Source organism: Corynebacterium sp. TAE3-ERU16 (assembly GCF_019209935.1).
Lineage (GTDB): Bacteria > Actinomycetota > Actinomycetes > Mycobacteriales > Mycobacteriaceae > Corynebacterium > Corynebacterium antarcticum.
The window spans coordinates 436122-461267 of record NZ_JAHUTN010000001.1 but is presented as its reverse complement, the minus strand read 5'-3'; the positions used below and the strand labels follow the sequence as shown (position 1 = coordinate 461267).

Below are 25146 nucleotides of genomic sequence, written 5' to 3'. Positions count from 1 at the left end.
GGATCGGACGGGGATACCGCGCGGAGGTCCGGCGAGAACGAGAACGCGGCCCCGGAGCGCTGTTGCATTCCGGGGCCGCGTGACCGGGGCCGGGCGGGAATCAGAACCCGACGAAGCGGGCGCTGAGGGCGGGCTCGTCCCGGGACAGGGCGAGGCCCTCCCACGGGAGGGTGACCAGCTGCGCGGCCAGGTGTTCACGGGCCTCATTCAGGGTCGGGAGTCCCTCCACCGGCCTGCCGTCCCGGATCATCGGGATGGTCAGCTCGCGGGCGGTCAGCGTACCGGTGTCCGGGGTCTCCGCGTCGATCGGCAGCACGATCTCCTCGACCGCGGTCCCGGTGTCGCGGTGCGTGCGCAGCGCCCGCTTCGCGCCGCCACGGCTGGCCTTGTTGCGGGAACGCTTGGCGACGGGCTTGCCGTCGACCTCGACCAGCTTGTACACCATGCCCGCGGTCGGGGCGCCCGAACCGGTGACGACCGAGGTGCCCACACCGTAGATGTCCACCGGGTCACCGGACAGGCCTGCGATCGCGAACTCGTCCAGGTCGGAGGAGACGACGATCTTGGTGTTGTGGTTGCCGAGTGCGTCGAGCTGGCGCCGGACCTGCCGGGTCAGCATGCCCAGATCGCCGGAATCGATCCGGACCGCGCCGAGCTTGGGGCCGCCGACCCGCACCGCGGTCTCGACGCCGTTGGTGATGTCGTAGGTGTCGACCAGGAGGGTGGTGCCCACACCGAGGGAATCGATCTGGGCCCGGAACGCGGCCTCCTCGTTCGCGCTCCCGTCCTCGTTGACGTGGAGGAGCGTCCAGGAGTGGGCGGCGGTGCCGCCGGCCGGGATCCCGTAGCGGAACGCGGCCTCGAGGTTGGAGGTCGAGTGGAAGCCGGCCAGGTACGCCGCACGCGAGGAGGCCACGGCGGCGTACTCGTGGGTCCTGCGGGAACCCATCTCGATGATCTTCCGGCCGTTGGCGGCGGTGACCATGCGGGCGGCGGCGGACGCCACGGCGGAGTCCGCGTTCATGATCGAGAGGACGACCGTCTCCAGGAGGACGCACTCGGCGAAGGTGCCGCGGACGGTGAGGATCGGGGAGTGCGGGAAGTAGAGCTCGCCCTCCCGGTAGCCGTCGATCCGACCGGAGAAACGGTAGTTCCTCAGGTATTCCAGGGTGCGTTCGTCGAGGAAGTCGAGCGACGCCAGCTGCTCGTCGGTGAAGACGAAGTCCTGCACCGCGCGGAGGACGCGTTCGGTTCCGGCGACGACGCCGTAGCGGCGCTCGTTGGGGAGGCGACGGGCGAAAACCTCGAAGGCGCACTCGCGGTCGGCGGTTCCGTCACGCAGCGACGCCTGCAGCATCGTCAGCTCGTACATGTCCGTCAGCAGGGCGCTGGAACGGTGGTTTTGTTTTGATTCCGGGGTGATGTGATTCACGCACCCCACTGTAGTCCCATCGTTTCGGGCACCGACAGCACCGGTACTTTTCCGGGGGAGCGCCGGTGTGCCGCCGTAACCGAGGCGGTCCCGCATGTCCGAACGGAAACGGATAGTCTTGTGGACATGAGTTCGCCCACACCGGTACCAGTAGAGACGGAGAACGTCGACGTCCTCACGAGTGAGAACCTGCCCTGGATGTGCATCGTCTGGGACGATCCGGTCAATCTCATGAGTTACGTCACCTACGTGTTCGAGACGGTGCTCGGCTACGACCGCAAACGTGCGACGGAGCTGATGATGCAGGTCCACACCGAGGGCAAGGCCGTCGTCTCCTCGGGGGAGAAGGACAAGGTCGAGGCGGACGTGAAGAAGCTGCACACCGCCGGTCTCTGGGCGACTATGCAGCAGGCCGGTTGAGAGGCGGAGATACACGACATGGAACCCTGGAAACGCAGGAAGGGCCTGATCCGCGGTCGGGCCAGATTCACCGCCACGTTCGACCCCATGGAACGGGAGGTCCTCGGTGACCTCGCCGCCACCGTGGCGGAGGCCCTGATCCGCCGGGCGCAGTCCGCCCCGAAGGACGAACTCGCGGAGCTCACCGGAATGCCCAGCGGGCACAGGGAGGCCCCCGAGGATCCGGCGCTACGCCGACTCCTCCCTGATTTCGAACGGGCCGGTGACGAGGAGTACGAGGGGGACAACTCCCTGCTCCGCAGCCTCCACGAGAACGACATCTGCCGGGGCAAGCTCGAGAACCTCCAGGTGATCAGCGAAGCGCTCGGACCGAACGGCAACGTCGCTGTGGTCGTGCCCGAATCCGAGGTCAACGCCTGGATCACCGGGCTGAACGACATCCGCCTCTACGTCGCCTCCGGGGAGGTCAACGGGGAGGCCGCGGAGGAGGAGCGTGCCGCGCTCGTCGAATGGCTGGCGTTCAACCAGGATTCCCTGCTCGCCGCCCTGATGGGGTGACCCCGCCGCAGGCGGGGGAATCCGACGTGACTCACGAATGATGAGGAAATGACGTGCCCAGGTATCCCGACCGTTCCGCCTTCCACATCCCCGATCCCGGATCAGCATTCCCCGGTGGGCTGCCCGCCGCGGCGACACCGTCCGCCCTTTCCCCGGTGGCCGCGGGCCGGGTGCGTCTCCGCACGGCGGTGCGACTCACCCTCGGCTGGGTGATCGCGATCTGGGTCGTGTTCCTGGCCAACTTGCTCAGCGGTGGCCACCTCAACTCCTTCGGGATCCATCCGCTGGACCCCGCGTTCCTGCCCGCGATCCTCAGCTCCCCGTTCCTGCACGCCGGGTTCGGCCACATCACGGGAAACACGACCATCGGTGTCGTCGCCGCGTTCCTCATCGGGCTCTCCGGAAGGAGAACCTTCTTCGAGGTCACGGTGATCTGCATGGTCATCGGCGGCCTGGGCACCTGGCTCCTCGGGGGAGTCGGGACGAACCACATCGGCGCCTCGGGACTGGTGTACGGCTGGATGAGCTACCTCATGGTCCGCGGCTTCTACAACCGCTCCCTCGGACAGATCCTCGTCGGTGTCATTCTCTTGTTCTCGTTCTCCGGCATGATCTACGGGTTTCTGCCGCAGGCGGGCCTGTCCTGGCAGGGGCACCTCTTCGGCGCGGTCGGCGGGGTGGTCGCCGGCGCGACCATCAGATCCGACGATCCGGTCCGGCGCCCACCGCGTACGGGAAGAGGGCTTCCATGAGGAGACTGACGGGGCTGCTCGTGTGTGCGTCGGTGCTGTCCGCCTGCACCATTCCCACGGATGGCGGGAGTGGGAACGGGGGCGACGATCAGCGTCCCCCGGCGTCGACGGGGGCCTCCCCGTGGGCCACCGCCACCACGTCGGAGATGCCGCCCGGGGCCCGGGAACTGCAGCGCGTGGCGGACGAGATCGCCGCTGCCGCGGTCGCGGACGGTCCTGTGGGCGTCGCACTCGCCGACGGGCACTCCGTCGCGGAGGCGGGATCGGTCACCGTCGGACCGGCCTGGTCCACCGTGAAGGTGCCGGTGTCCATGGCGGTCCTGTACCGCGGCACCGGGACCGTGGAGACCGTCGACCGGGCGATCACGGTGAGCGACAACGCCGCCCTGGACACACTGTGGTACTCCCTCGGCGGTGGGACCGACGCCGCGGCGGCCACCGAAGAGATCCTCCGGAAGGCCGGTGATGAAACCACGGTCCCACCGGAGATCACCAGGCCCGGGTTCTCCGCCGCGGGCCAGACCGCCTGGGCGCTCGCCGACCAGGCACGGTTCGCCCACCAGATGACCTGCATCCCGGGGGCCGGCGCTGTACTGACCGCGATGAATCAGATCACCGAAGCGCAGTCCTACGGACTCGGACGGATTCCGGGCCTCCCGTTCAAGGGCGGGTGGGGGCCGGACGACTCCGGCGACTACCTGGTCCGGCAGTTCGGTGTCCTGCAGACCCCGGACGGGGAGGTCGGCGTCGCGCTGGCGGTGCGACCCGGGGACGGCACCTACGACACCGGACGGGCGATGCTCGACCGGATGGCCGGCACGCTGCGGACAGCCATCGACGACGGCGGTTTCACGGACGCGACCGCGTGCGCACCCGAGCCCTACCCCGAAGCGGCGCCGGTACCCGACGACGCGGAGCCGCGCTGACCGTTCCGCCCGACGGTGGGGACGGAAGGGCCCGGCGGAGGGACTCGCGTTGACCGCGTGGAACCCGGACACGGCGCCCGTATCCACCGCGTTGGAGAGCAGCCCGGTTCCCGCGTGGGGCGCGCCGGATAGGATCGGGGACGTGAGTACTCTGGAACCCCCAGCAGACGAGAAGATCCGTGCCGGGACACCCCCGACGGCGGATTCACCGATCGGCATCTTCGACTCCGGTGTCGGTGGGCTGACGGTCGCCCGGACCATCGTCGATCAGCTCCCGAGCGAATCGATGATCTACATCGGGGACACGGGCAACGGCCCCTACGGTCCACTGCCCATCCGCCGGGTCCGGGAACACTCCATGGCTGTCGCGGACGAACTGGTCCGCCGCGGGTGCAAGATGATCGTCATCGCCTGCAACACCGCCACCTCCGCCTTTCTCCGTGACGCCCGGGAGCGCTACGAGATCCCGGTCATCGGTGTGATCCTGCCCGCGGTGCGGCGGGCGGTCTCGACGACCCGCAACGGCCGTATCGGTGTCATCGGCACGGCCGGGACGATCAGCTCCGGCGCCTACCAGGAACTGTTCGCCGCCTCCCCGTCCGTCGAGTGCTTCGCCACCGCCTGCCCGAGCTTCGTCGACTTCGTGGAGCGCGGCATCACCTCCGGACGGCAGATCCTCGGAGTCGCGCAGGCCTACGTCGAACCCCTGCAGGCGGCGGGCGTCGACACCCTCGTTCTGGGATGCACGCACTACCCCCTGCTGAGTGGCGTCATCCAGTTGGCGATGGGGGAGCACGTGACGTTGGTGTCATCCGCCGAGGAAACCGCCAAGGACGTGCTGCGGACCCTGAGCCAGATGGATCTGCTCGCGGAGCCCGGAACGCCGTCCCGCACCTTCGAATCCACCGGCGATCCGCGCCTTTTCACGCAGCTCGCAGGCCGTTTCCTGGGTCCCGATGTGACACAGGTGAGCCACCTCGACGGGCTGTAACCCGCGCCGGACACGACACGTTTTCAGGCTGAGAGATACCCATGCGGCCCCGAGTCATGGCACAGTGATTCCTATGAAGTTGACCATCCTCGGGTGCACCGGAAGCCTGGGAGCCCCAAAAGGGCCCGCTTCCGGGTACCTCCTGCGCGGGACCCGCGGCCCGGCGGTGATCATGGACTTCGGTCCGGGAACCCTCGCGGCGCTGCAGCAGGTGCAGGATCCGGCGGACGCCCACGTGATGTTCTCCCACCTGCACGCGGACCACTGCATGGACTTTCCCTCCCTCATGGTGTGGCGCCGCTACCACCCGGCGTCCGCCGCTCCCGCGCGCAACCTGTGCTGCGGTCCCGTCGACCTCCCGACCCGGATGGGGCGTCTCTCCGCCGACATCGAGGGCGAGGTGGACGACATGTCCGATTCCTTCGCGTTCGTGCCGTGGCGGGACGGTGAGCCGGAGACCGTCGCCGACTTCACCGTGACCCCGTTCTCCGTGGTGCACCCCATCGAGGCCTACGGGCTGCGTGTCGAGGAACCCGCGACCGGTCGTGTCCTCGCGTACTCCGGGGACACCGGGTGGTGCGACAACCTCGTCGAGCTGGCTCGCGGCGCGGACGTGTTCCTGTGCGAGGCGACGTGGGGTGATGAATCCGCCGGGAAACCGGAGGCCATGCACATCTCCGGGCAGGAGGCGGGGCGCGCGGCGCGGCTCGCGGGTGTGCGGCGGCTCGTTCTCGTCCACATCCCCCCGTGGGTCGACGACGAGGCCACCGTCGAGGCCGCCCGGTCCGAGTTCGACGGCGAGATCATTCTGGGACGCGCCGGGATGGAGCTGGACATCTAGCTCCGCGCACCATCTGCAGCGGCTTCCGGGGCCCGCGGCCGGCGGCACGGAAAACCCCGATCAGCGGGGTTTTGGCGCGCCGGGCGCGGCGGATCTCATCAGCGGAGAATCCGACCGGTGCGGTCGGGGTGCGTCGACTCCGCCGGGGGTCGGTGTGGCTGCCGCCCCGCGCGGGGCGGCACCGCCTTCGTGGGGTGGTGGATGCGGTACACATCCACCGGTCTAAGGCGTGATCACCAGCTTCACCACCTTGTTCTCCGCCGCGTTGGCGAACAGGTCGTAGGCCTCGATGAACCGGTCCATCGTGTAGTGGTGCGTGGCCATCTTCCTGGCGGGCAACTTGCCGGATTCGACCATGCGCATCAGTTTGTCGATGGAGTAGCCGTCGATGAGTCCCATGCTGATGTTGATGCTGGAGATCCACAGGTCCTGCAGGGGCAGATCGACGGACCTGCCGTGGACGCCGACGTTGGCGACGCTGCCGTGTGGCCGGACGATGTCCAGGCAGGTACTGAAGGTCTGCGGGATGCCGACGGCCTCGACCGCGACATCGACCCCGAGGCCGTCGCTGGACAGTGCCCTGATCTTCTCGACCGCGTCGGGATCGCCGGCGTTGACCTTGTGGGTGGCGCCGAACTCGATCGCGGTGTCCATCCGGTTCTCGTCCATGTCGACGGTGATGACCCGTCCGGCGCCCGCGAGCCCCGCGGTCATGACGGCGGACAGCCCGACCGGCCCGGCACCGACCACGGCGACGGTGTCGCCCGGTTTCGTGCGGCCGTTCAGGATGCCGATCTCGAACCCGGTGGGAAGTGCATCGGTGAGGAACAGGACGTCCTCATCGCTCAGCCCGTCCGGAACGGCGTAGAGGGATGTCTCGGCGAAGGGCACCCGGCAGTACTCGGCCTGGGTTCCGTCGATGAGATGCCCGAGGATCCATCCGATTCCGCCGACGGTCTGGCAGTGCGAGTAGTTACCGACCTTGCAGAAGCTGCATTTTCCGCAGGAGGTGATGGCGGGGATGATGACCCGGTCACCGACCTTGAACTCCGTGACCGCGTCGCCGACCTCCGTGATGGTGCCGACGGCCTCGTGGCCGAGGATCCGGCCGTCGGTCACCGCGGGGACATCACCCTTCAGGATGTGGAGATCGGTGCCGCAGATGGTGGTGGCGTCGATTCTGCAGATGACGTCGGTGGGGTCCTGGATGGTCGGATCCGGTACCTCCTCCCAGGACTTCTGGCCGGGGCCGTGGTAGACGAGTGCCTTCATGGGGGCCTCCTTGTTGAGATTGAGTTTCACCAAGAATGTACTTTTGTTAACCTATTTGCCGACGGTATACCATTTACCCACCCTGCAACAGGGGTATGTTTCGATACCGATTTCAACGTCCTGTTCGGAGGGATGTTTCCGGACAGGGGGTGGGCGGGTTCCGGGGGTCATCGTCCGGTGACGCCGCCACCGCGGAGACCCGACGGGCCGGTCGCGGATACCGTCGCAGGGCACGGTGTCCGACGTACCGGGTTCCGGGGGTGGCCGCTCCGGCGGCGGGAACCGGTGGGACATCGGCGGCGAGGGTGGGGCCCCGGGGCGGCGGTGCCGTGCCGGGTATCCTGACGGGCATGACATCTTCCTTCACTCGCGCAGACGGCCGCTCACTCGACGAGATGCGGCCGGTTTCCATCACCAGAGGCTTCACCACCAACCCGGCGGGAAGTGTCCTGGTCGAATTCGGCAACACCCGGGTCATGTGCACGGCGTCCGTCGAGGAGCGGATCCCGCGCTTCAAGGTCGGTTCCGGTGAGGGCTGGTTGACCGCCGAGTACTCGATGCTCCCCGCAGCCACGCACGACCGCATGCCCCGGGAGTCCATGCGCGGGAAGGTGAAGGGCCGGACCCACGAGATCTCCCGGCTGGTCGGTCGCTCACTGCGCGCCGCCATCGACCTCTCCCAGCTCGGCGAGAACACCATCGCCCTCGACTGTGACGTGCTCCAGGCCGACGGTGGCACCCGCACCGCCGCGATCACCGGTGCCTATGTCGCGCTCGCGGACGCCGTCGCCGCGCTGCGCGAGCGCGGGGTCCTGACCGGAGATCCGCTCCTTCCCCCGGTCGCCGCTGTCTCGGTCGGCATCATCGACGGTCGCGTCTGCCTCGACCTGCCCTACGAGGAGGACTCCCGTGCCGAGGTCGACCTGAACGTCGTCATGACCGAATCAGGCAACTTCGTCGAGGTCCAGGGTACCGGCGAGGCGGGCACCTTCTCCCGGGACCAGCTGAACGCGATGCTGGATTCCGCGGAGATCGGCTGCCGCCAGCTCATCGCCGCCCAGAAGGCCGCTCTCGAGACACCCCTGAAGGGCTGAGCGCCGGTGCTTCTCCATGTGGCATCGCACAACCCCAAGAAACTGAGGGAACTCCGCCGGGTGCTCGACGCCGCCGGCGTCGAGGGCATTGAACTGCTCTCGTCGGAGGATCTGCTCGGATACCCGGAGCCCGTCGAGGACGGGCGGACCTTCGCCGACAACGCGCTGATCAAGGCGCGGGCAGGCGTGGCGGCCACCGGGATCACCACCCTCGCCGATGACTCCGGACTCGCCGTCGAGGAGCTCGGTGGAATGCCCGGCGTGCTCTCCGCGAGGTGGTGCGGCAGGCACGGCGACGACGAGGCCAACAACGAACTGCTTCTGGCGCAGATGGCCGATGTCCCGCTGAAGCGACGGAAGGCGGCGTTCGTCTCGGTCTGCGCACTGGTCACCCCGGACGGGGAGGAGTGGGTCGAGAAGGGCACCTGGTCCGGGCGGCTCGTCCGCACCCCGGTGGGGGAGAACGGCTTCGGCTATGATCCGCTGTTCATCCCCACGGAGGAGGACGAGCGCGTGGGCGACACGGACGAGCGGCCCCGGTCCTCGGCGGAGTTGTCGCCGGAGGAGAAGGACGCCCTGTCACACCGCGGCAAGGCACTCGCCGCGCTGGTGCCGGCGCTCGCGGAGCTAGTGCGGCGTTCCGAGCTCGAGGGTACCGCCGTGGGCACCGACGAAGGACGCCTCATCGCGGTGGACACCGGCGATGAGGCGGAGGTTGAAGCAGCGGAAGAGGATGACGCGCAGGAATCCCGCGACAGCTAGGGGAATGAATCAGAGATCGAACGCCGCCGTGACCTCACGGCGGCGTTTGTGCTCGATCCAGAAGGACATGAAGGGGACCGTGCCGGCCAGCGCGGTGGTCAGCCAGCGCACCGGCTCCCACCGGGCCTTGATGCCGAGGTTCATCGTCGCCATGAGGTAGCACATGTAGAACAGTCCGTGCAGCTGGCCGATGAGGGTGGCCCAGCTGGGCATCTCGACGTGGAAGATGTAGTCGAGGATCATGCGGCCGGTGAGGATCAGCAGCCAGATACCGGTCACCCAGGCGGCGACGACGAAGATCCGGAGGGCTGTCCGGATCCGGTCCCGGCGGCCGTTCGGGACGGTGGTGTCTGTTGAGGTTGAGGGGGCAGTCACGGAAATGGACCTCTTTCACTCGGTTTTGTCGCTGCGGCGACGGGGCGTGTTGAGGGCGTTGAACGTCTCGATGTCGATTGACGGCCGGGGCGGGAGGAAGTCCTCGTCGATCTCCGTCATCTCCCCGCGGGCCTCACGCTCGGCCTTCTCCCGCTCGCCGGGAGCCTGGCCGGTCTCCCGGACCTCCCGTTCATACTCGCCGATCTTCCAGTAGGCGTAGATGAAGAAGGCTCCGAATGCGGGCCACTGCAGGGCGTACCCGAGGTTCTGGAAGGAACCCGATCCGGACCGGAACCGGGTCCACTGCCACCAGGCCAGAAACAGGGTGGTCAGAACCGCGACGGCGAGGAGCAGGAGCCGGAAGAAGTGCACGCGGGGGCGTGTCTGTTTCCCGGGCTTGTCCATGTCGTTCACACCTGTCGACGATACCCCACCGGGGTACGCCGTCAGTCACCCGGAGGGAACCTGATTCGGACGCCGTGGGCCGGTGATTGTAGGATGACGCGCAGCGTGCCCTCAGTGGGCACCCGCGCCCGTGGCGGAATTGGCAGACGCGCTGGATTTAGGTTCCAGTGTCTTATGACGTGGGAGTTCAAGTCTCCCCGGGCGCACCCCACCCCTCCGGGCGTTGTCGTCCGGAGGGGTTTCTGTTTCCCCGGGTGCGTACGGATACCGGACCCGTGAGCATCTCCCGCGGTTACGACGCCCGGTTGGCGGAATCCGGCACGCTGATCGGCGTCGAGTTCGGGGAGGGCCGGAATCCGGGAGGGGAATCATCCGTGGGGAGGGATGTGCGGGTTCATTCCTGCCCAGCCCGGGGATGGTCCCGGGCCCCGCCCGGGGGCTCGGTGATGACTGCGCCGCCTCTCCCCGGGGGCTCGGTGATGACTGCGCCGCCTCTCCCCGGGGGCGGGTGCCGAGCGGGGTCGACGAGACACGGGATCTCGTGTCCGGGATCCTGGATGAGGGGCGGGATACGTCGGGGGCGGTGCGGGAGGGCTGAGGTAACCACCCCTTTGCGGGGGTGGTCAATCCAGTTCCGGGGGCGAAACAGTTTTTCCCGCTCAACTACGGTTTTTGTCGACGCCGCCCCCGTTTCGCGAAGGTGGAGCACGGACACGCTCACAAAAGATGACGCTTTCCTCATGATTCTGTGGCACATTTGCCTGGGCAAAACTAGCGGCTCCCGGGCCGCCCACTTCCATGCAAACAGGAGAGTTTCCACGTGACTGAGCACCAGCACACCTTCGGCAGCGACCGACTCATAGACAACCTCGGGGAGCAGAATTACGCACTGAGTTTCTCCGGTCAGGGTTTCGACTGGTTGCGCACGCTGCGCGACTCCCTCGCCACGGGTGCAGGCTCCAACGTCTCCGGCATAGTGGAACAGGCCGACAAGCTCCTCTCACCGGTGTCCGACGCCCTCGTCGGCGCCCGCCCGCACGGCTTCGATCCCGTCGCATGGGCGGACACCGACGGGGAACCGGCCTTCGACACCGCGCAGGCCGCGGTCAGCGTCCCGGGTATCTTCACCGCGCAGCTCGCGGTCCTCGACTCCCTGGAATCCCAGGGCCTGGACATCGAACTCGCCACGGCGGTCATCGGCCACTCCCAGGGGGTGCTCGGTGTGCATCTGATGAAGGACGTCTCCCGGGCCGCGGAACTCGTCGCCGTCGCGGAGCTCATCGGCGTGGCCATGACCCGCACCGGCCGGATGACCGGGCTCATCCAGCAGGGCGAGAATTACCCGATGCTCCTGATCCAGGGGATCACCCGGGAGCAGCTGACCGAGGCCATCGCCGCGACCTGCGGCGACGTCGATGAGCGGGTCCGCCCCGTCATCGGTCTGCGCAACGGGATCGACGCCTTCGTGGTCGTCGGCCGGCCCGCGGACCTGACCGCGGTGAAGGAACTGCTGCAGAAGTTCGCCGCGCGCGACGCGAAGGCGATCGAGAACAAGGAGCGCGGCGGCAAGCCGTTCGCCCCCGCCTTCACGCCGCTGAAGGTGCAGACCGGTTTCCACCATCCCGCCTTCAACCCGGGCGTGGAGCAGGTCGTCGAATGGGCCGGTGCCTGTGGCATCGACACGGATCTCGCCCGCGCCGTCGCCGCCGACGTGATGGTCAACCCGGTCGACTGGGTCGCCGAGGTCAGCGGTGCGGCCGATGCGGGAGCCTCCTGGATCTTCGAGATCGGCCCCGACGGCGGCGTCGCCGCTCCCACGCGGAAGATCGTCACCGGCCGTGGTGTCGGTGTGCTCGCCGTTCACGACGGGGCCGGCCAGGCACGGCTCTTCGATCCGGGCCTGCCGATGGAGCCCCCGGCCGACTTCAGCCGTTTCGCCCCGCGCGTCGCCCGCGACGCCGACGGCAACGACATCCTCGTCACCAGGTTCACCGAGCTCACCGGCTATTCGCCGATGCTGCTCGCAGGCATGACCCCCACCACCGTCGACCCCGAGATCGTCGCCGCCGCCGCGAACGCCGGCAACTGGGCTGAGATGGCCGGTGGGGGACAGGTCACCCCCGCGATCCTCGAATCGAACATCGCGAAGCTCACCGACCTCCTCGAACCGGGTGTGAACGCCCAGTTCAACTCCATGTTCCTCGATCCGTACCTGTGGAAGATGCAGATCGGCGGAAAGCGCCTCGTGCAGCGCGCCCGCGCCAACGGCGCCCCGATCAACGGGGTCGTCGTCACCGCCGGTATGCCGGACCACGACGAGGCCGTGGAACTCATCCACGAGCTCCGCGAGGCCAACATCCCGTGGGTCTGCTTCAAGCCCGGTGCCGTCAAGCACATCCGCAAGTGTCTCGATGTCGCGGCGGCCGTCCCCGAGATTCCCGTGATCATCCAGGTCGAGGGCGGCAAGGCCGGTGGGCACCACTCCTGGGAGGACCTCGATGACCTGCTGATCGCCACCTACGGCGACATCCGCGCGCACTCGAACGTCGTGCTCTGCGTCGGCGGCGGTATCGGCACCCCGGAGCGGGCCGCCGACTACATCACCGGCGAGTGGGCGACCGCCCACGGCCTGCCCGCCATGCCCGTCGACGGCATCCTCGTCGGTACCGCGGCGATGGCGACGAAGGAGGCGAAGACCTCCGAGGCCGTCAAGCAGCTGCTCGTCGACACCACGGGCATCGACGGCTGGGTCGGCGCCGGCCACGCCGCCGGTGGCATGGCCTCCGGCCGCAGCCAGCTCGGCGCGGACATCCACGAGATCGACAACTCCGCCGCGAAGGCCGGTCGACTCCTCGACGAGGTAGCCGGCGACGCCGACGCCGTCGCCGCCCGCCGCGACGAGATCATCACCGCCATCGGCCGCACCTGCAAGCCCTACTTCGGTGACCTCACCGACATGACCTACCGCACGTGGCTGCAGCGCTACCTGGAGCTCTCCGGACCCCACAAGGGGGAGTGGACCGACATCACCTGGTTCAACCGCTTCGAGGAGATGGTCGCCCGCACCGAGGCCCGCCTCACCGACACGGACCACGGAACCTTCACCCCGGCCGTCACCCTGACCGAGGCCGACGCACCGCGCACCGCGGTCGAGAAGCTCATCGAGACCTACCCGCAGGTCGAGTCCGAACTGCTGCACCCGGCGGACGTCGCCTGGTTCCTCGGGCTCTGCCGCACCCCGGGCAAGCCCGTCAACTTCGTCCCCGTCATCGACGAGAACGTCCGCCGCTGGTGGCGCTCCGACTCCCTGTGGCAGGCCCACGACGAGCGCTACGACGCCGACCAGGTGTGCATCATCCCCGGGCCGGCCGCCGTCGCCGGCATCACCCGGATGAACGAGCCCGTCGCCGATCTGCTCGCCCGCTTCAACGCCGCCACCATCGAGCGCGTCGGGGAAACCTCCACCGAGGCACCCGCCACCGTCGACACCGCCCCCGTCCCGCGGGTGCTCGCCGCGCCGGGCACCTACTGGGCCGGACGCCACACAGCATCCCTCATCGACCGCCTCGGTGCACCGGACGCCTGGGAGACCGCCACCGACGGCCGCTCGGCGACCCACTCCGCGACCGGATCGACCCTCGTCGAGCAGGACGACACCCACGCGGTGCTCACGGTCCCGCTCGCCGGTTCCACCGCGGCCGGCACCACCACGGATCTCACCATCCGCTTCACCCTGCCCGCCGACGCCGTCCCCGGTTCCGTCCCGCAGGTCACCCAGGCCGACGCCGAGAAGGCGATGGGTGAGCTCACCCGCGTCGCCGCCGGCGGCACCCTCGCCGAACTCGACGGACACACCGCCCGCTGGTCCACCACCCTGGACCTCGGCCACACGGCCGACTACCAGGGCGTGACCACCGGCTACCTGCCCTCAACCCTCACCCCGGCAGGCACCGCCCCCGACGTCCTCGTCGGCCGCGCCTGGCCCGCCGTGTTCGCCGCCGTGAACTCCGCCGTCATCCCCGGCACCGACTCCGCGTCCGTCGTCGAGGGCATGCTCTCCCTGGTCCACCTCGAGCACCACCTCAAGCTCGACCGCGAGCTGCCCGTCCCCACGGCCGACAGGCCCGTGCAGCTCGACGTGACCGCCACCGCCGACGAGGTCACCGACACCGACATCGGACGTGTCGTCGTCGTCCGCGCGAAGCTCACCGCCGACGGCGAACCCCTGGGCACCCTGTCCGAGCGTTTCGCCATCCGCGGCCGCAACGGCCGGGCCACCGCGAACACCAACACCTCGGTCCTGCCGAGCGTCATCGACAGCCCGCGCTCCTTCCGCTCCATCGCCACCGTCACCGCCCCGAAGGACCTCCGGCCCTTCGCCGTGGTCTCCGGTGACCGCAACCCGATCCACGTCTCGCCGACCGCGGCCGGACTCGCCGGCCTGCCGGGCGTCATCGTCCACGGCATGTGGACCTCCGCCATCGGCGAACTCATCGCCGCCTCCGGCTACTCCGACGACAGCACCACCACCGCGCCTGGCCGCGTCGTCGAGTACACCGCCACGATGCTCGCCCCGGTCCTGCCCGGCTCCACGATCGAGTTCACCGTCGAGCGCACCGGCATCGACGACCGTCCAGGCTGCGGTGAGGTCCGCAGCGTCACGGCCACCGTCGGAGGCAATCCCGTGCTGGTGGCCACCGCCGTCATGGCCGCGCCCAGGACCTTCTACGCCTTCCCCGGCCAGGGCATCCAGTCCCCGGGCATGGGCATGGACGCCTACCTCTCCTCCGCCGCGGCGAAGGAGGTCTGGGACCGCGCCGACGCGCACACCCGCGGCAAGCTGGGCTTCTCCGTCCTTGAGATCGTGCGCAACAACCCGACCGAGGTCGTCGTCCACGGCGAGCGCTTCCACCACCCGGACGGCGTCCTGTTCCTCACCCAGTTCACCCAGGTCGCCATGGCGACCCTCGGCGTGGCCCAGGTCGCCGAGATGCGCGAGGCCGGCGCCCTGAACCAGCGCGCCTACTTCGCCGGCCATTCCGTCGGCGAGTACAACGCCCTCGCCGCCTACGCCCGGGCGCTCACCCTGGAATCCGTCGTCGAGATCGTCTACCGCCGCGGCCTGACCATGCACCGCCTCGTCGAACGCGACGAGAACGGCAACTCCAACTACGCGCTGGCCGCACTGCGCCCGAACAAGATGGGGCTCACCGCCGACAACGTCGGCGAGTTCGTCGCCCGCATCGCCGAGGAGTCCGGCGAGTTCCTCGAGATCGTCAACTACAACCTCGCCGGCCTGCAGTACGCCGTCGCCGGCACCGTCACCGGCCTGAAGGCACTCGGTGCCGCCGCCGAGAAGGCCGCGCCGGGTCAGCGTGCGTTCATCCTCATCCCCGGCATCGACGTGCCCTTCCACTCCTCGGTCCTGCGTGACGGCGTGGACGATTTCCGCGACCACCTCAACTCCCTGCTGCCGCAGGAACTGGACCTGGACGTTCTCGTCGGGCGCTACATCCCGAACCTCGTCGCCCGCCCGTTCGAGCTCACCCGTGACTTCGTCGAGTCCATGACCGAGGTCGTCGACTCGCCGCTGCTCACCGGGATCCTCGAGGATTTCGACGCGGCCGCCGCGAACGAGCAGAAGCTCGCCCGCACCATCCTCGTCGAGCTGCTCGCCTGGCAGTTCGCCTCCCCGGTCCGCTGGATCGAGACGCAGGACCTCGTCCTGCGCGACACCGACCACGGTGGACTCGGCGTGGAGCGCTTCGTCGAGGTCGGCGTGGGCTCCGCCCCGACGATCGCGAACATGATGGGCCAGTCACTGCGTCTCCCGCAGTACGCCCACTGCGACATCGAGGTCCTCAACATCGAGCGTGACCGCAACGTCGTGTTCGCCACCGACGAGATCATCCACGAGACAGCCGTCGAGGAGGAGAACACCGACACCGGTGCCACCGCCGGGACACCGGCCGTCGAAGGCTCCGCTCCCGCGGAACCCGCGGCAGCAGCCGCCCCGGTCGAGCAGGCCGCTCCTGCCGCGCCGGCCGGCGGGCCACGCCCGGAGGACATCGCCTACGGGCCAGCCGACGCCACCGCGCTGCTCATCGCCCTGTGGACGAAGGTCCGTCCGGAGCAGATGGGTGTCACCGACTCCATCGAGACCCTCGTCGACGGTGTGTCATCCCGCCGCAACCAGCTCCTGCTCGACCTCGGTGTCGAGTTCGGGCTCGGCGCCATCGACGGTGCCGCCGACGCGGAGATCGCCGACCTGAAGAACACCGTCTCCCGCATGGCGAAGGGCTACACCGCCTTCGGCCCGGTGCTCTCCGACGCGATCGCCGACGCCCTGCGCCGAATCACCGGCCCCACCGGCAAGCGCCCCGGCTACATCAGCGAGCGCGTCACCGGAACCTGGCAGCTCGGGCAGGGCTGGGCCGACCATGTCACCGCGGCCGTGGTCGCCGGCTCCCGCGAGGGAGCCTCCCTCCGGGGCGGCGACCTCGCCACCCTGAGCCCCGCCGCGCCGTCCAACACCGGTGAGCTCGACGCCCTCATCGACGCCGCCGTCCAGCAGGTCGCCGCCGACCACGGGGTCTCCGTCGGACTTCCGTCCGCCGGCGGCGCCGGCGGCGGGGTCGTCGACTCCGCCGCACTCGGCGAGTTCGCGGAGCAGGTAACCGGCAGGGCCGGCGTCCTCGCCGCCACCGCCCGCACCATCCTCACCCAGCTGGGCCTCAACCACACCCCGCGCACCGCCGGTCTCTCCGACGCCGAGGCCGACCAGAGCTTCTTCGAGCTCGTCAGCAAGGAACTGGGCTCCGACTGGCCGCGCCTGGTCTCGGAGACCTTCGAGGCCGAGCGCACCGTGCTCATCGACGACCGGTGGGCGACCGCCCGCGAGGACGTCATCCGCGTCGCCGCGGGGGAGATCGACGGCGAGGGCCTCGACGTCACCGGCACGGGTTCGGCCGTAGCCGACCTAGCCACCCACCTCGCAGGCAAGGCCGACGAGACGACCGCCGCCACGCTGCGCCGCCTCGCGGAGCAGGCACGCGACACCACGCCCGGCGCCTACGCCGACGATGTCGCCGTGGTCACCGGCGGATCGCCGAACTCCATCGCCGCGGCGATCGTCGCCGAGCTCCTGGCCGGTGGTGCGACCGTCGTCGCCACCACCTCCTCGCTCAACCACGACCGCCTCGAGTTCTACAAGGGCCTCTACCGCGACAACGCCCGCGGCGGTGCCGCACTGTGGATCGCGCCCGCGAACCTCACCTCGTACGCCGACCTCGAGTCCGTCATCGACTGGATCGGCTCCGAGCAGACCGCCACCGTCAACGGCGAGAAGAAGGTCACCAAGAAGGCACTCGTCCCGACGCTGCTGTTCCCGTTCGCCGCGCCACGCGTCATGGGCAGCCTCGACGACGCCGGCCCCCGCGCCGAGAACGAGATGCGACTGCTGCTCTGGTCCGTCGAGCGGCTCATCTCCGGGCTGTCCGCCATCGGCACCGACGTCCGCGTCGGCCGCCGCATGCACGTCGTCCTGCCCGGCTCCCCGAACCGGGGCCGCTTCGGCGGCGACGGCGCCTACGGCGAGGCCAAGGCTGCACTCGATGCCCTGGTCACCCGGTGGAACGCCGAACCCGTGTGGGGCGACCGCACCTCACTCGTCCACGCCCTGATCGGCTGGGTCCGGGGCACCGGACTGATGGGCGGCAACGACCCCCTCGTCGAGGCTGTCGAGGCCGCCGGCGTACGCACCTACTCCACCGCGGAGATCGCCGCCGAGCTGCTCACCCAGATCGCCCCCGAGGTCCGCGCCACCGCCGCCCAGTCGCCCGTCACCGTGGACCTCACCGGCGGACTCGGCGAGGCCGATCTGGATCTCGCCGAACTCGGACGCAACGCCGCCCGGGACGCCGCCGCGGCCGAAGCCGAACAGGACCGCGACGACACGAAGCGGGAACTGGCCGCGCTGCCCACCCCGTACCGCCGCGTGCGGCAGACGGCCCCGGACTTCTCGGGACAGGTCACCGCCGACCTCGACGACATGGTCGTCATCGTCGGCACCGGCGAGCTCGGCCCCTACGGCTCCGCGCGCACCCGCTTCGACGCCGAGGTCACCGGTGACCTCACCGCCGCAGGCGTCATCGAACTCGCCTGGTCCATGGGCCTGATCACCTGGGAGTCCGACCCGACCCCCGGCTGGTACGACGCAGAGGGCAACGAGGTCGAGGAAGCCGACATCCACGACCGCTTCCACGACGAGGTGCTCGCACGCGTCGGCGTGCGCCGCTACCACGACGACTTCGGCATGGTGGACAACCTCGCTCCGGAACTGACCACCGTCTACCTCGACCAGGACATGACCTTCAGCGTCTCCGACGCCGAGGCCGCCCGCACCTTCGTCGACTCCGAGCCGGACAACACCAGCGCCTGGTTCGACGAGGAGACCGGCGAGTGGAACGTCACCCGCCACGCCGGGTCCGCCGTCCGCGTCCCGCGCCGCATGGCCATGTCCCGCTTCGTCGGCGGCCAGATCCCCGAGGGCTTCGACCCGACCGTGTGGGGCATCCCCGCCGACATGGCCGACAACCTCGACCGCGTCGCGCTCTGGAACATCGTCTGCACCGTGGACGCGTTCCTGTCCTCCGGGTTCAGCCCGGCCGAGCTCATGCGCGCCGTGCACCCCGCCCGCGTGTCCTCCACCCAGGGCACCGGCATGGGTGGCGTCGAGTCCATGCGCTCGCTCTACATCGACCGCATGCTCGCCGAGCCGCGCGCCAACGACATCCTCCAGGAGGCGCTGCCCAACGTCATCGCCGCGCACGTCATGCAGAGCTACGTCGGCGGCTACGGTCAGATGATCCACCCCGTCGCAGCCTGCGCCACCGCGGCGGTCTCCGTTGAGGAGGGCGTGGACAAGATCAAGCTCGGCAAGGCCGACGTCGTTGTCGCCGGCGGCTTCGACGATCTCTCCATCGAGGGCATCACCGGCTTCGGTGACATGGCGGCCACCGCCGACTCCGCGGAGATGGCCGGAAAGGGCATCGAGGAGAAGTACTTCTCCCGCGCCAACGACCGGCGCCGCGGCGGCTTCGTCTCCTCCGCCGGAGGCGGTACGCTGCTGCTCGCCCGCGCGAGCGTCGCCGCGGAACTCGGACTGCCGGTCCACGGTGTGATCGCCTTCGCCGAGTCCTTCGCCGACGGCGCGCACACTTCGATCCCGGCACCGGGTCTCGGTGCCCTGTCCGCGGCCCGCGGCGGGGTGAACTCGCGGCTGACCAGGGCACTGGCATCGGTGGGTGTGACCGCCGACGAGATCGCCGTGGTGTCCAAGCACGACACCTCCACCACCGCGAACGACCCGAACGAGTCCGACCTACATGAGCGGATCGCCGCGTCCATCGGACGCGCGGACGGCAACCCGCTCTACGTCATCTCGCAGAAGTCGCTCACCGGCCACGCCAAGGGCGGTGCCGCGGCCTTCCAGATGATCGGCCTCACCCAGGTGCTGCGCAGCGGCATCCTCCCCGCGAACCGGGCGCTCGACTGCGTCGACCCGGTCCTGGCGAAGCACAACCACCTCGTGTGGCTTCGCCGTCCGCTGAACCTGGCCGCCCGCCCGCCGAAGGCCGGACTGGTCACGTCCCTCGGGTTCGGCCACGTCTCCGCGCTGGTCGCCATCGTGCACCCGGGCGCCTTCGTCGAGGCGCTGCGCAACGCACAGGGTGACGACGCTGTCGCATCCTGGACCGCCCGTTCCACCGCCCGCGAGGAAGCCGGACTCCGCCGGATCCTCCGCGGAATCTACGGCGGACCCGCCCTGTTCACCCGCCCCACCGACCGCAACCTCGGAGCCACCGGGGCAGCGGCCAAGGAACGCGAAGCGAGTGTCCTGCTGGACAACGACGCCCGACTCGTCGACGGCGTCCTACGCACCGGCGGAGAGATCTAACGCTGGCGTACCGCTGACCGACCGACGACCGCCCGGAACTGTGCTGCCCCGAAAGTAGAATGGATCCATGCCCGCACCGCTGCTGCCCGCCATCGGAACCGACCTCGTCCACGTTCCCGGCTTCGCCGAGCAACTCGACACCCCGGGCAGCACCTTCACGGACGTATTCACCGCCACGGAGAAGCGCACCGCGGCCCGGAAACCGGCCCATCTGCGGGCCGAGCACCTCGCCGGGCGTTGGGCCGCCAAAGAGGCGTTCATCAAGGCCTGGTCCACCGCGCTCTACGGGCAACCACCCGTCATCGCTCAGGAACGTCTCGACTGGCGGGAGATCGAGGTAAGACCCGACCGGTGGGGGAGAGTCACACTCGTCCTCCACGGGGAGGTGGCATCAGCTGTCGCAACCAGCCTGGGGGACGTGCGCGTGAGCCTGTCGATTTCGCACGACGGGGACTACGCGACGGCGGTGTGCTGGGTGGGGTAGACCCCTCCTTGGGGGTGATCTCTTTTGAGTGTCTTCCAGAATCGGGAATCGGCAACTATATTCGTATTTGAGAAATGAACCTCAGTAAGCGTCAGCCCGTTTCTGACGTTGAATGCTCCGAAGGCCGATGGACAGTGATGTTCATCGGCCTTTTCTCATACGGAAGGGCCCCGTAATGGCTGAAAATCAGCAGCGCTACCTCGTCGGAATCGACGTCGGATCGTACTCGGTCGGAATGACCGCGGTCGCCATCGACGAGAATGGAATTCCGACGGAAATCCTGAGCTCCGTCTCGCACATCCATGACTCCGGGCTTGATCCGGACAGCCAGAAAGCGGCGTTCACCCGGTTGGCCGTTTCCGGCGTCGCCAGAAGAACCAGACGGTTGTTCCGTCGGCGTCGAAAGCGCCTGATCCAGCTGGACCACTTCCTGGAGAAGCAGGGTTGGCCCGTCAACGAGATGGAATCCTACGAGGATCCGTATCTTCCGTGGAAGGTTCGCGCAGAACTGGCGGCACACAGAATCAATGATCCGGTGGAACTCGGTGAGAAACTGTCCATCGCGCTGCGTCACATCGCCCGCCACCGCGGGTGGCGTAACCCGTACACCAAGGTCTCATCGCTCATGGTGGACGTTCCACCCAGTGAAGCCTTCGAAGAGATCCGGACGACGATCGCAAAGACAACCGGTGTACGTATCCCTGAGACCGCGACCGTCGGACAGATGGTCGCGGCAACCAGCTTCGGCCAGCACAAGCTGCGCGGTGAAGGTGGCCTACTTTCCGCACGGTTGCAGCAATCCGATCATGCCCGGGAGATCCGGGAGATCTGCACGAAACAGGGTATCGACGCGGCACTTACGCGGAAGATCATAGAGCGGGTTTTCGTCGCGGAATCACCTAAGGGTTCCGCATCCGGGAGGGTCGGTAAAGACCCGCTGCAACCGGGGAAACGCCGTGCTCTGAAGGCTTCGGATGCATTCCAGAGGTATCGGATAGCCGCACTCATCGGCAACCTCCGGATCCGTGAGGCCGATGACCGACGGGCGCTGACTCTCGAGGAACGTAATCTGATCAATGATCACCTCCTGAACCTGACGGCCAAGGTCGAGCCCGACTGGAACAGCGTAGCGGAGATCCTCGGGATCGACCGAGGCAGGCTCCTCGGTACCGCGACAATGACGGACGACGGCGAGCGTGCCGGGGCCCGACCTCCGGTCCACGACACAAACCGGCAGATTCTCGCCTGCTCCGTCAAACCCCTGGCAAATTGGTGGAAAGAAGCCGATGACAGCCACCGGGTGGCGATGCTCAAGGCACTCGCCAACGGCGAGGTGGACGACTTTGATTCGCCAGAGGGCGCGGCGATCCAGGAGTTCTTCGCAACCCTCGATGACTCTGAGCAGGAGAAGCTCGACAAGCTGCACCTGCCCATGGGACGGGCAGCTTACTCAGAGGACACACTCCGACGTCTTACCCGAGTGATGCTCGACGATGGTGTGGACCTCTACGAGGCGAGGCGACGCGAGTTCGGTGTGGCACCGGACTGGAAACCACCGGCACCGCGAATCGGTGAACCCGTCGGAAACCCGGCAGTGGACAGAGTCTTGAAAACGGTGGCACGGTGGCTCGAAGCGTCCATCGACACGTGGGGAACACCGGAAAGCGTGAACATCGAACATGTTCGTGCCGCCTTCATCAGTGAGGCCAAGAGCAGGGAGATCGACCGCGACATTCAACGTCGCACGAAGCGCAACGATCAGCTCTTCGCCGAGATGCAGAAGAACCTCGGGATCGAAGGCAGCCGGACACGACGTGCCGATCTCTGGCGCTACCAATCTGTCCAACGCCAGAACGGGCAGTGCGCGTATTGTGGCCAACCCATCGGCTTCAACAACTGCGAGATGGACCACATCGTTCCCCGTGCAGGAGCGGGATCAACGAACATCCGGGCGAACCTCGTGGCCACCTGTGGTCGGTGCAACAGGTCGAAAGGAAATCTCCCCTTCGTTGTATGGGCGCAAAAGTGTGGCATTGACGGAGTCAGCCTCAAGGAGGCGAAGGAGCGTACCCGTCACTGGATCACAGACCCCGGCATGAGGATCGGGGATTTCAGGAAATTCACGGCTGAGGTGTGCAAGCGTCTGGAACGTGCGACCGTTGACGAAGAGCTGGACAACCGGTCCATCGAATCCGTCGCCTGGATGGCCAATGAGCTTCGTGCCCGTATCTGGCAGCGCCTCCACCAAGAGGGTTCTGGCGACCCGAAGATCCGTGTCTACCGGGGATCACTCACCGCCGGTGCACGAAGAGCATCCGGGATAGAGAAAAGGCTCCAGTTCATCGGGGGAACCGGAAAAACCCGGTTGGATCGCCGTCACCATGCGGTGGACGCCGCAGTCGTCTCGCTCATGTCCGCGAGCGTTGCGGAGGTTCTGGCACAGCGAGAAAACCTCCGCTTTGATCAGGAACTCCGCCGTGAGCCTCTCCAGTGGAAAGAATTCACCGGTACCGATACACACCATCAGATTCAGTTCTCCATGTGGAAGAAGAAAATGAAGGTGCTCGCCCGGCTGCTCCAGGAAGCGCTCGATGAAGACCGGATTGTCGTTATGTCGAATCTCCGATTGAGATTGGGCAATGGTGCGGTACATGAGGACACCATCCGTCCACTCAAGGAGCTGAAGGTCGGGGAAGCGATATCCGTCCAGGATATCGACAGGGCTTCCACCGAAGCTCTGTGGTGTGCACTCACGAGACACCCTGACTTTGATCCAAAGGAAGGACTACCGGAGGACCCCGACCGGACCATCCGTATCCATGGACGTCGGTTGAATGGGGGAGACACGATCACAGTGTTCCCGATCAATGCAGCGTCCTTAGCGGTCCGGGGAGGATACGCAGAGCTGGGATCGTCGTTCCATCATGCCCGTATCTACCGCTACCCAGCGGGAAAGAAGATGGCCTACGGAATGATGAGGGTGTACACGATTGATCTTCAGAAATACCGTGATCAGGACCTCTTCGAGGTAGACCTCGCCCCACAGACCATCACCCGCAGGTATTCAGAACCCAAACTGAGGCAGGCACTTGATGCTGGCACCGCGGAATACCTTGGATGGCTGGTAACTGATGACGAACTACTGGTGAAAACAGACGCGTTCAATACCGGGCACCTTGCGCAGGCACAAGAAGAAGTTGGAACGATCACTAGGTGGCGGCTGGATGGTTTTTTCAACAATAAACAGCTTCGGCTTCGTCCGCTGCAAGTGAGTGCGGAAGGCCTTAGTGAAAACGTTTCGGAGGGATTGCGTAAAACAGTGGATAGACCCGGCTGGTTACCGACGGTCAACAAGTTCTTCGAAAGAGGAGCTGTGGTGGTAGTCCGGAGAGATGCGCTTGGGAGGCCGCGGTTGGAGAGCGCCGCACATCTCCCGGTTGCATGGTTGACAGGAGCTTAGTCCGGTGAATCCGGGATGGCGTGTGCTTGATTTCACGGAGTTCAAGGGAAGCATCGTGTATCGACGCGGGCGGCTACTAGTTAAGAGGGATGGAGCCTGTGAACAGGTCTCGCTTCCCCTCACCCAGATTGCTGTAGTTCTCATTGGGAACCACGCTTCTATCTCCGGTGCGGTGCTGACCAAACTAAGTGAATACGATATTCCACTGCTTGTCTGCAACTGGAGCGGGGTACCCGTGGCGGGAGCCCTACCGTGGCGTGATCACACTCGAATCGGTGCACGACAGCGTGCCCAGGCGGAGCTTACACTCCCACGTCGTAAGAATGCCTGGGGGCGCATCGTCAGAGCGAAAATTAGCGGACAAGCAGCAACGATCAGAAGCGTATCCTGGTCAACTTCGGAGGCCCTTGCAAACCTGGCAAAAACGGTGAAGTCGGGAGACCCGAACAACACTGAAGCTGTCGCGGCTAAAAGGTACTGGCGTACGGTCTCACAGCGTGAAATTGGATTCGCGAGAAATCCGGGCGCCCATGAAGGGGGACTGAACGGATGTCTCGATTACGCCTACACCGTCCTACGAGGTCACGGTATCCGTGCAATCGTGTCTGCGGGGCTCTGCGGAACGCTAGCTGTTTTCCATCGGCGCCGTGATAATCCGTACGCACTCGTCGATGATCTTATTGAGCCATTCAGACCGGCGGTTGATGCTTACGTTCTAGCTCACTGTACCGAGCATGGTACTGAGATGGGTGATCCTGAGGTGAAGCGAGGATTGGTCGGAGCTGTGACAGGCGTGTTCGAGGACACCGGGGAGACGATTCCGACGGTTCTCACGGCATTTTGCCAGGAATACGGGTTATATGTTGAAGCGAATCGAAAAACGCTAGCGGTTCCTATCTGGCGGGGTGGATTAGATGCCTGCAAAGGGGAGTGAACCGGTGTGGTGTCTGGTCATGTTCGATCTACCCGTGAAGACGAAGAGTCAAAGGTCCGCCGCCAATCGCTTTCGAAATGAGCTGCTGGACCTGGGGTTTTGCATGGCACAGCTTAGCGTGTACGTGCAGTACTTACCGCTAGCTTCGCGCCTGAACCAGATAGTGACCGCAGTTAAAGCAACGTTGCCCCCAGGGGGTGACGTCCGCATTGTCTCCATAACGGACAACCAGTGGGCGAAGGCGCTCCGTTTTTCGAGCGCTATGCCCACAAACCAAGAGGAGCAACCGTCTCAACTCACAATTTTCTAGCTGAGGGTCGAGTTAAACACCGAGTTCAGGGACCTATTTTTGAGCATACTGAAGTATATCAGGGGTAGTGAGAAATGAACCCCAGCATTCGAGTTAGTCCTATTCCGAGAAAGTGAAGTATATCAGGGGTAGTGAGAAATGAACCCCAGCCGACCGCCCGGCGTGGTGACAC

Annotated in this window: 16 protein-coding genes, 1 tRNA gene, 1 pseudogene and 1 CRISPR repeat array (1 of these 19 cut by a window edge); of the genes and pseudogenes, 14 read left to right on the top strand and 4 right to left on the bottom strand. The window is 67.0% G+C overall.

Annotated elements, in window-relative coordinates; translation table 11 throughout:
* Positions 1 to 100: 100 nt before the first annotated feature.
* Positions 101 to 1423 (bottom strand): nicotinate phosphoribosyltransferase, encoded by a 1323-nt coding sequence (locus KRX55_RS02055; protein ID WP_370625736.1) that lies wholly within the window; start codon positions 1421 to 1423, stop codon positions 101 to 103.
* 135 nt (positions 1424 to 1558) lie between these two features.
* Between KRX55_RS02055 and clpS the strand changes: the two genes are divergently transcribed.
* From clpS to KRX55_RS02025, 6 genes are all read left to right on the top strand, one after another.
* Complete coding sequence (gene clpS / locus KRX55_RS02050) at positions 1559 to 1852, top strand: ATP-dependent Clp protease adapter ClpS (protein WP_198737788.1); 294 nt, start codon at positions 1559 to 1561, stop codon at positions 1850 to 1852.
* 18 nt (positions 1853 to 1870) lie between these two features.
* Positions 1871 to 2410: a DUF2017 domain-containing protein gene (locus KRX55_RS02045; RefSeq protein ID WP_218406166.1), complete on the top strand. Its 540-nt coding sequence runs from the start codon at positions 1871 to 1873 to the stop codon at positions 2408 to 2410.
* Between the two features lie 53 nt (positions 2411 to 2463).
* The gene (locus KRX55_RS02040) at positions 2464 to 3162 is read left to right on the top strand and encodes a rhomboid family intramembrane serine protease (RefSeq protein WP_370625730.1); all 699 of its coding nucleotides are present in this window, start codon (positions 2464 to 2466) and stop codon (positions 3160 to 3162) included.
* On the top strand, positions 3159 to 4088 hold the full coding sequence (locus KRX55_RS02035) for a hypothetical protein (protein WP_218406165.1): 930 nt from the start codon (positions 3159 to 3161) through the stop codon (positions 4086 to 4088). The genes KRX55_RS02040 and KRX55_RS02035 overlap by 4 nt, the downstream gene beginning before the upstream one ends.
* Before the next feature lie 151 nt (positions 4089 to 4239).
* The gene (murI, locus tag KRX55_RS02030; protein WP_255567502.1) at positions 4240 to 5079 is read left to right on the top strand and encodes a glutamate racemase; all 840 of its coding nucleotides are present in this window, start codon (positions 4240 to 4242) and stop codon (positions 5077 to 5079) included.
* Between the two features lie 73 nt (positions 5080 to 5152).
* Complete coding sequence (locus KRX55_RS02025) at positions 5153 to 5920, top strand: MBL fold metallo-hydrolase (RefSeq protein WP_218406164.1); 768 nt, start codon at positions 5153 to 5155, stop codon at positions 5918 to 5920.
* Positions 5921 to 6142: 222 nt separating this feature from the next.
* Here KRX55_RS02025 and KRX55_RS02020 read toward each other — a convergent pair whose 3' ends face one another.
* Complete coding sequence (locus KRX55_RS02020; RefSeq protein ID WP_218406229.1) at positions 6143 to 7192, bottom strand: zinc-dependent alcohol dehydrogenase family protein; 1050 nt, start codon at positions 7190 to 7192, stop codon at positions 6143 to 6145.
* Between the two features lie 350 nt (positions 7193 to 7542).
* Between KRX55_RS02020 and rph the strand changes: the two genes are divergently transcribed.
* Both rph and KRX55_RS02010 read left to right on the top strand, forming a co-directional pair.
* On the top strand, positions 7543 to 8286 hold the full coding sequence (gene rph, locus KRX55_RS02015) for a ribonuclease PH (RefSeq protein ID WP_198737780.1): 744 nt from the start codon (positions 7543 to 7545) through the stop codon (positions 8284 to 8286).
* A 6-nt stretch (positions 8287 to 8292) separates the two neighbouring features.
* Positions 8293 to 8928 (top strand): annotated as a pseudogene (locus KRX55_RS02010) (non-canonical purine NTP pyrophosphatase); the annotation flags it as partial.
* Positions 8929 to 9057: 129 nt separating this feature from the next.
* Here KRX55_RS02010 and KRX55_RS02005 read toward each other — a convergent pair.
* Positions 9058 to 9423: a DUF3817 domain-containing protein gene (locus KRX55_RS02005; RefSeq protein ID WP_218406162.1), complete on the bottom strand. Its 366-nt coding sequence runs from the start codon at positions 9421 to 9423 to the stop codon at positions 9058 to 9060.
* Between the two features lie 15 nt (positions 9424 to 9438).
* Complete coding sequence (locus KRX55_RS02000; protein WP_218406228.1) at positions 9439 to 9828, bottom strand: hypothetical protein; 390 nt, start codon at positions 9826 to 9828, stop codon at positions 9439 to 9441.
* A gap of 124 nt (positions 9829 to 9952) precedes the next feature.
* On the opposite strand from KRX55_RS02000, the gene KRX55_RS01995 reads away from it, so the two are divergent.
* From KRX55_RS01995 to cas2, 6 genes are all read left to right on the top strand, one after another.
* Positions 9953 to 10034, top strand: a tRNA-Leu gene (locus tag KRX55_RS01995).
* 614 nt (positions 10035 to 10648) lie between these two features.
* The gene (locus tag KRX55_RS01990) at positions 10649 to 19786 is read left to right on the top strand and encodes a fatty acid synthase subunit beta domain-containing protein (RefSeq protein ID WP_370625729.1); all 9138 of its coding nucleotides are present in this window, start codon (positions 10649 to 10651) and stop codon (positions 19784 to 19786) included.
* Between the two features lie 82 nt (positions 19787 to 19868).
* A complete protein-coding gene (gene acpS, locus KRX55_RS01985) occupies positions 19869 to 20270 on the top strand; it encodes a holo-ACP synthase AcpS (protein WP_218406226.1) in 402 nt (133 codons plus the stop codon).
* Positions 20271 to 20445: 175 nt separating this feature from the next.
* On the top strand, positions 20446 to 23730 hold the full coding sequence (gene cas9, locus KRX55_RS01980) for a type II CRISPR RNA-guided endonuclease Cas9 (protein ID WP_255567458.1): 3285 nt from the start codon (positions 20446 to 20448) through the stop codon (positions 23728 to 23730).
* 22 nt (positions 23731 to 23752) lie between these two features.
* Complete coding sequence (gene cas1 / locus KRX55_RS01975; RefSeq protein ID WP_370625728.1) at positions 23753 to 24664, top strand: type II CRISPR-associated endonuclease Cas1; 912 nt, start codon at positions 23753 to 23755, stop codon at positions 24662 to 24664.
* A complete protein-coding gene (cas2, locus tag KRX55_RS01970) occupies positions 24645 to 24974 on the top strand; it encodes a CRISPR-associated endonuclease Cas2 (protein WP_218406160.1) in 330 nt (109 codons plus the stop codon). Before cas1 ends, cas2 begins: the two co-directional genes overlap by 20 nt.
* 50 nt (positions 24975 to 25024) lie before the next feature.
* Positions 25025 to 25146: a CRISPR direct-repeat array (repeat unit 36 nt; unit sequence GAAGTATATCAGGGGTAGTGAGAAATGAACCCCAGC); it runs 1322 nt beyond the window's last position.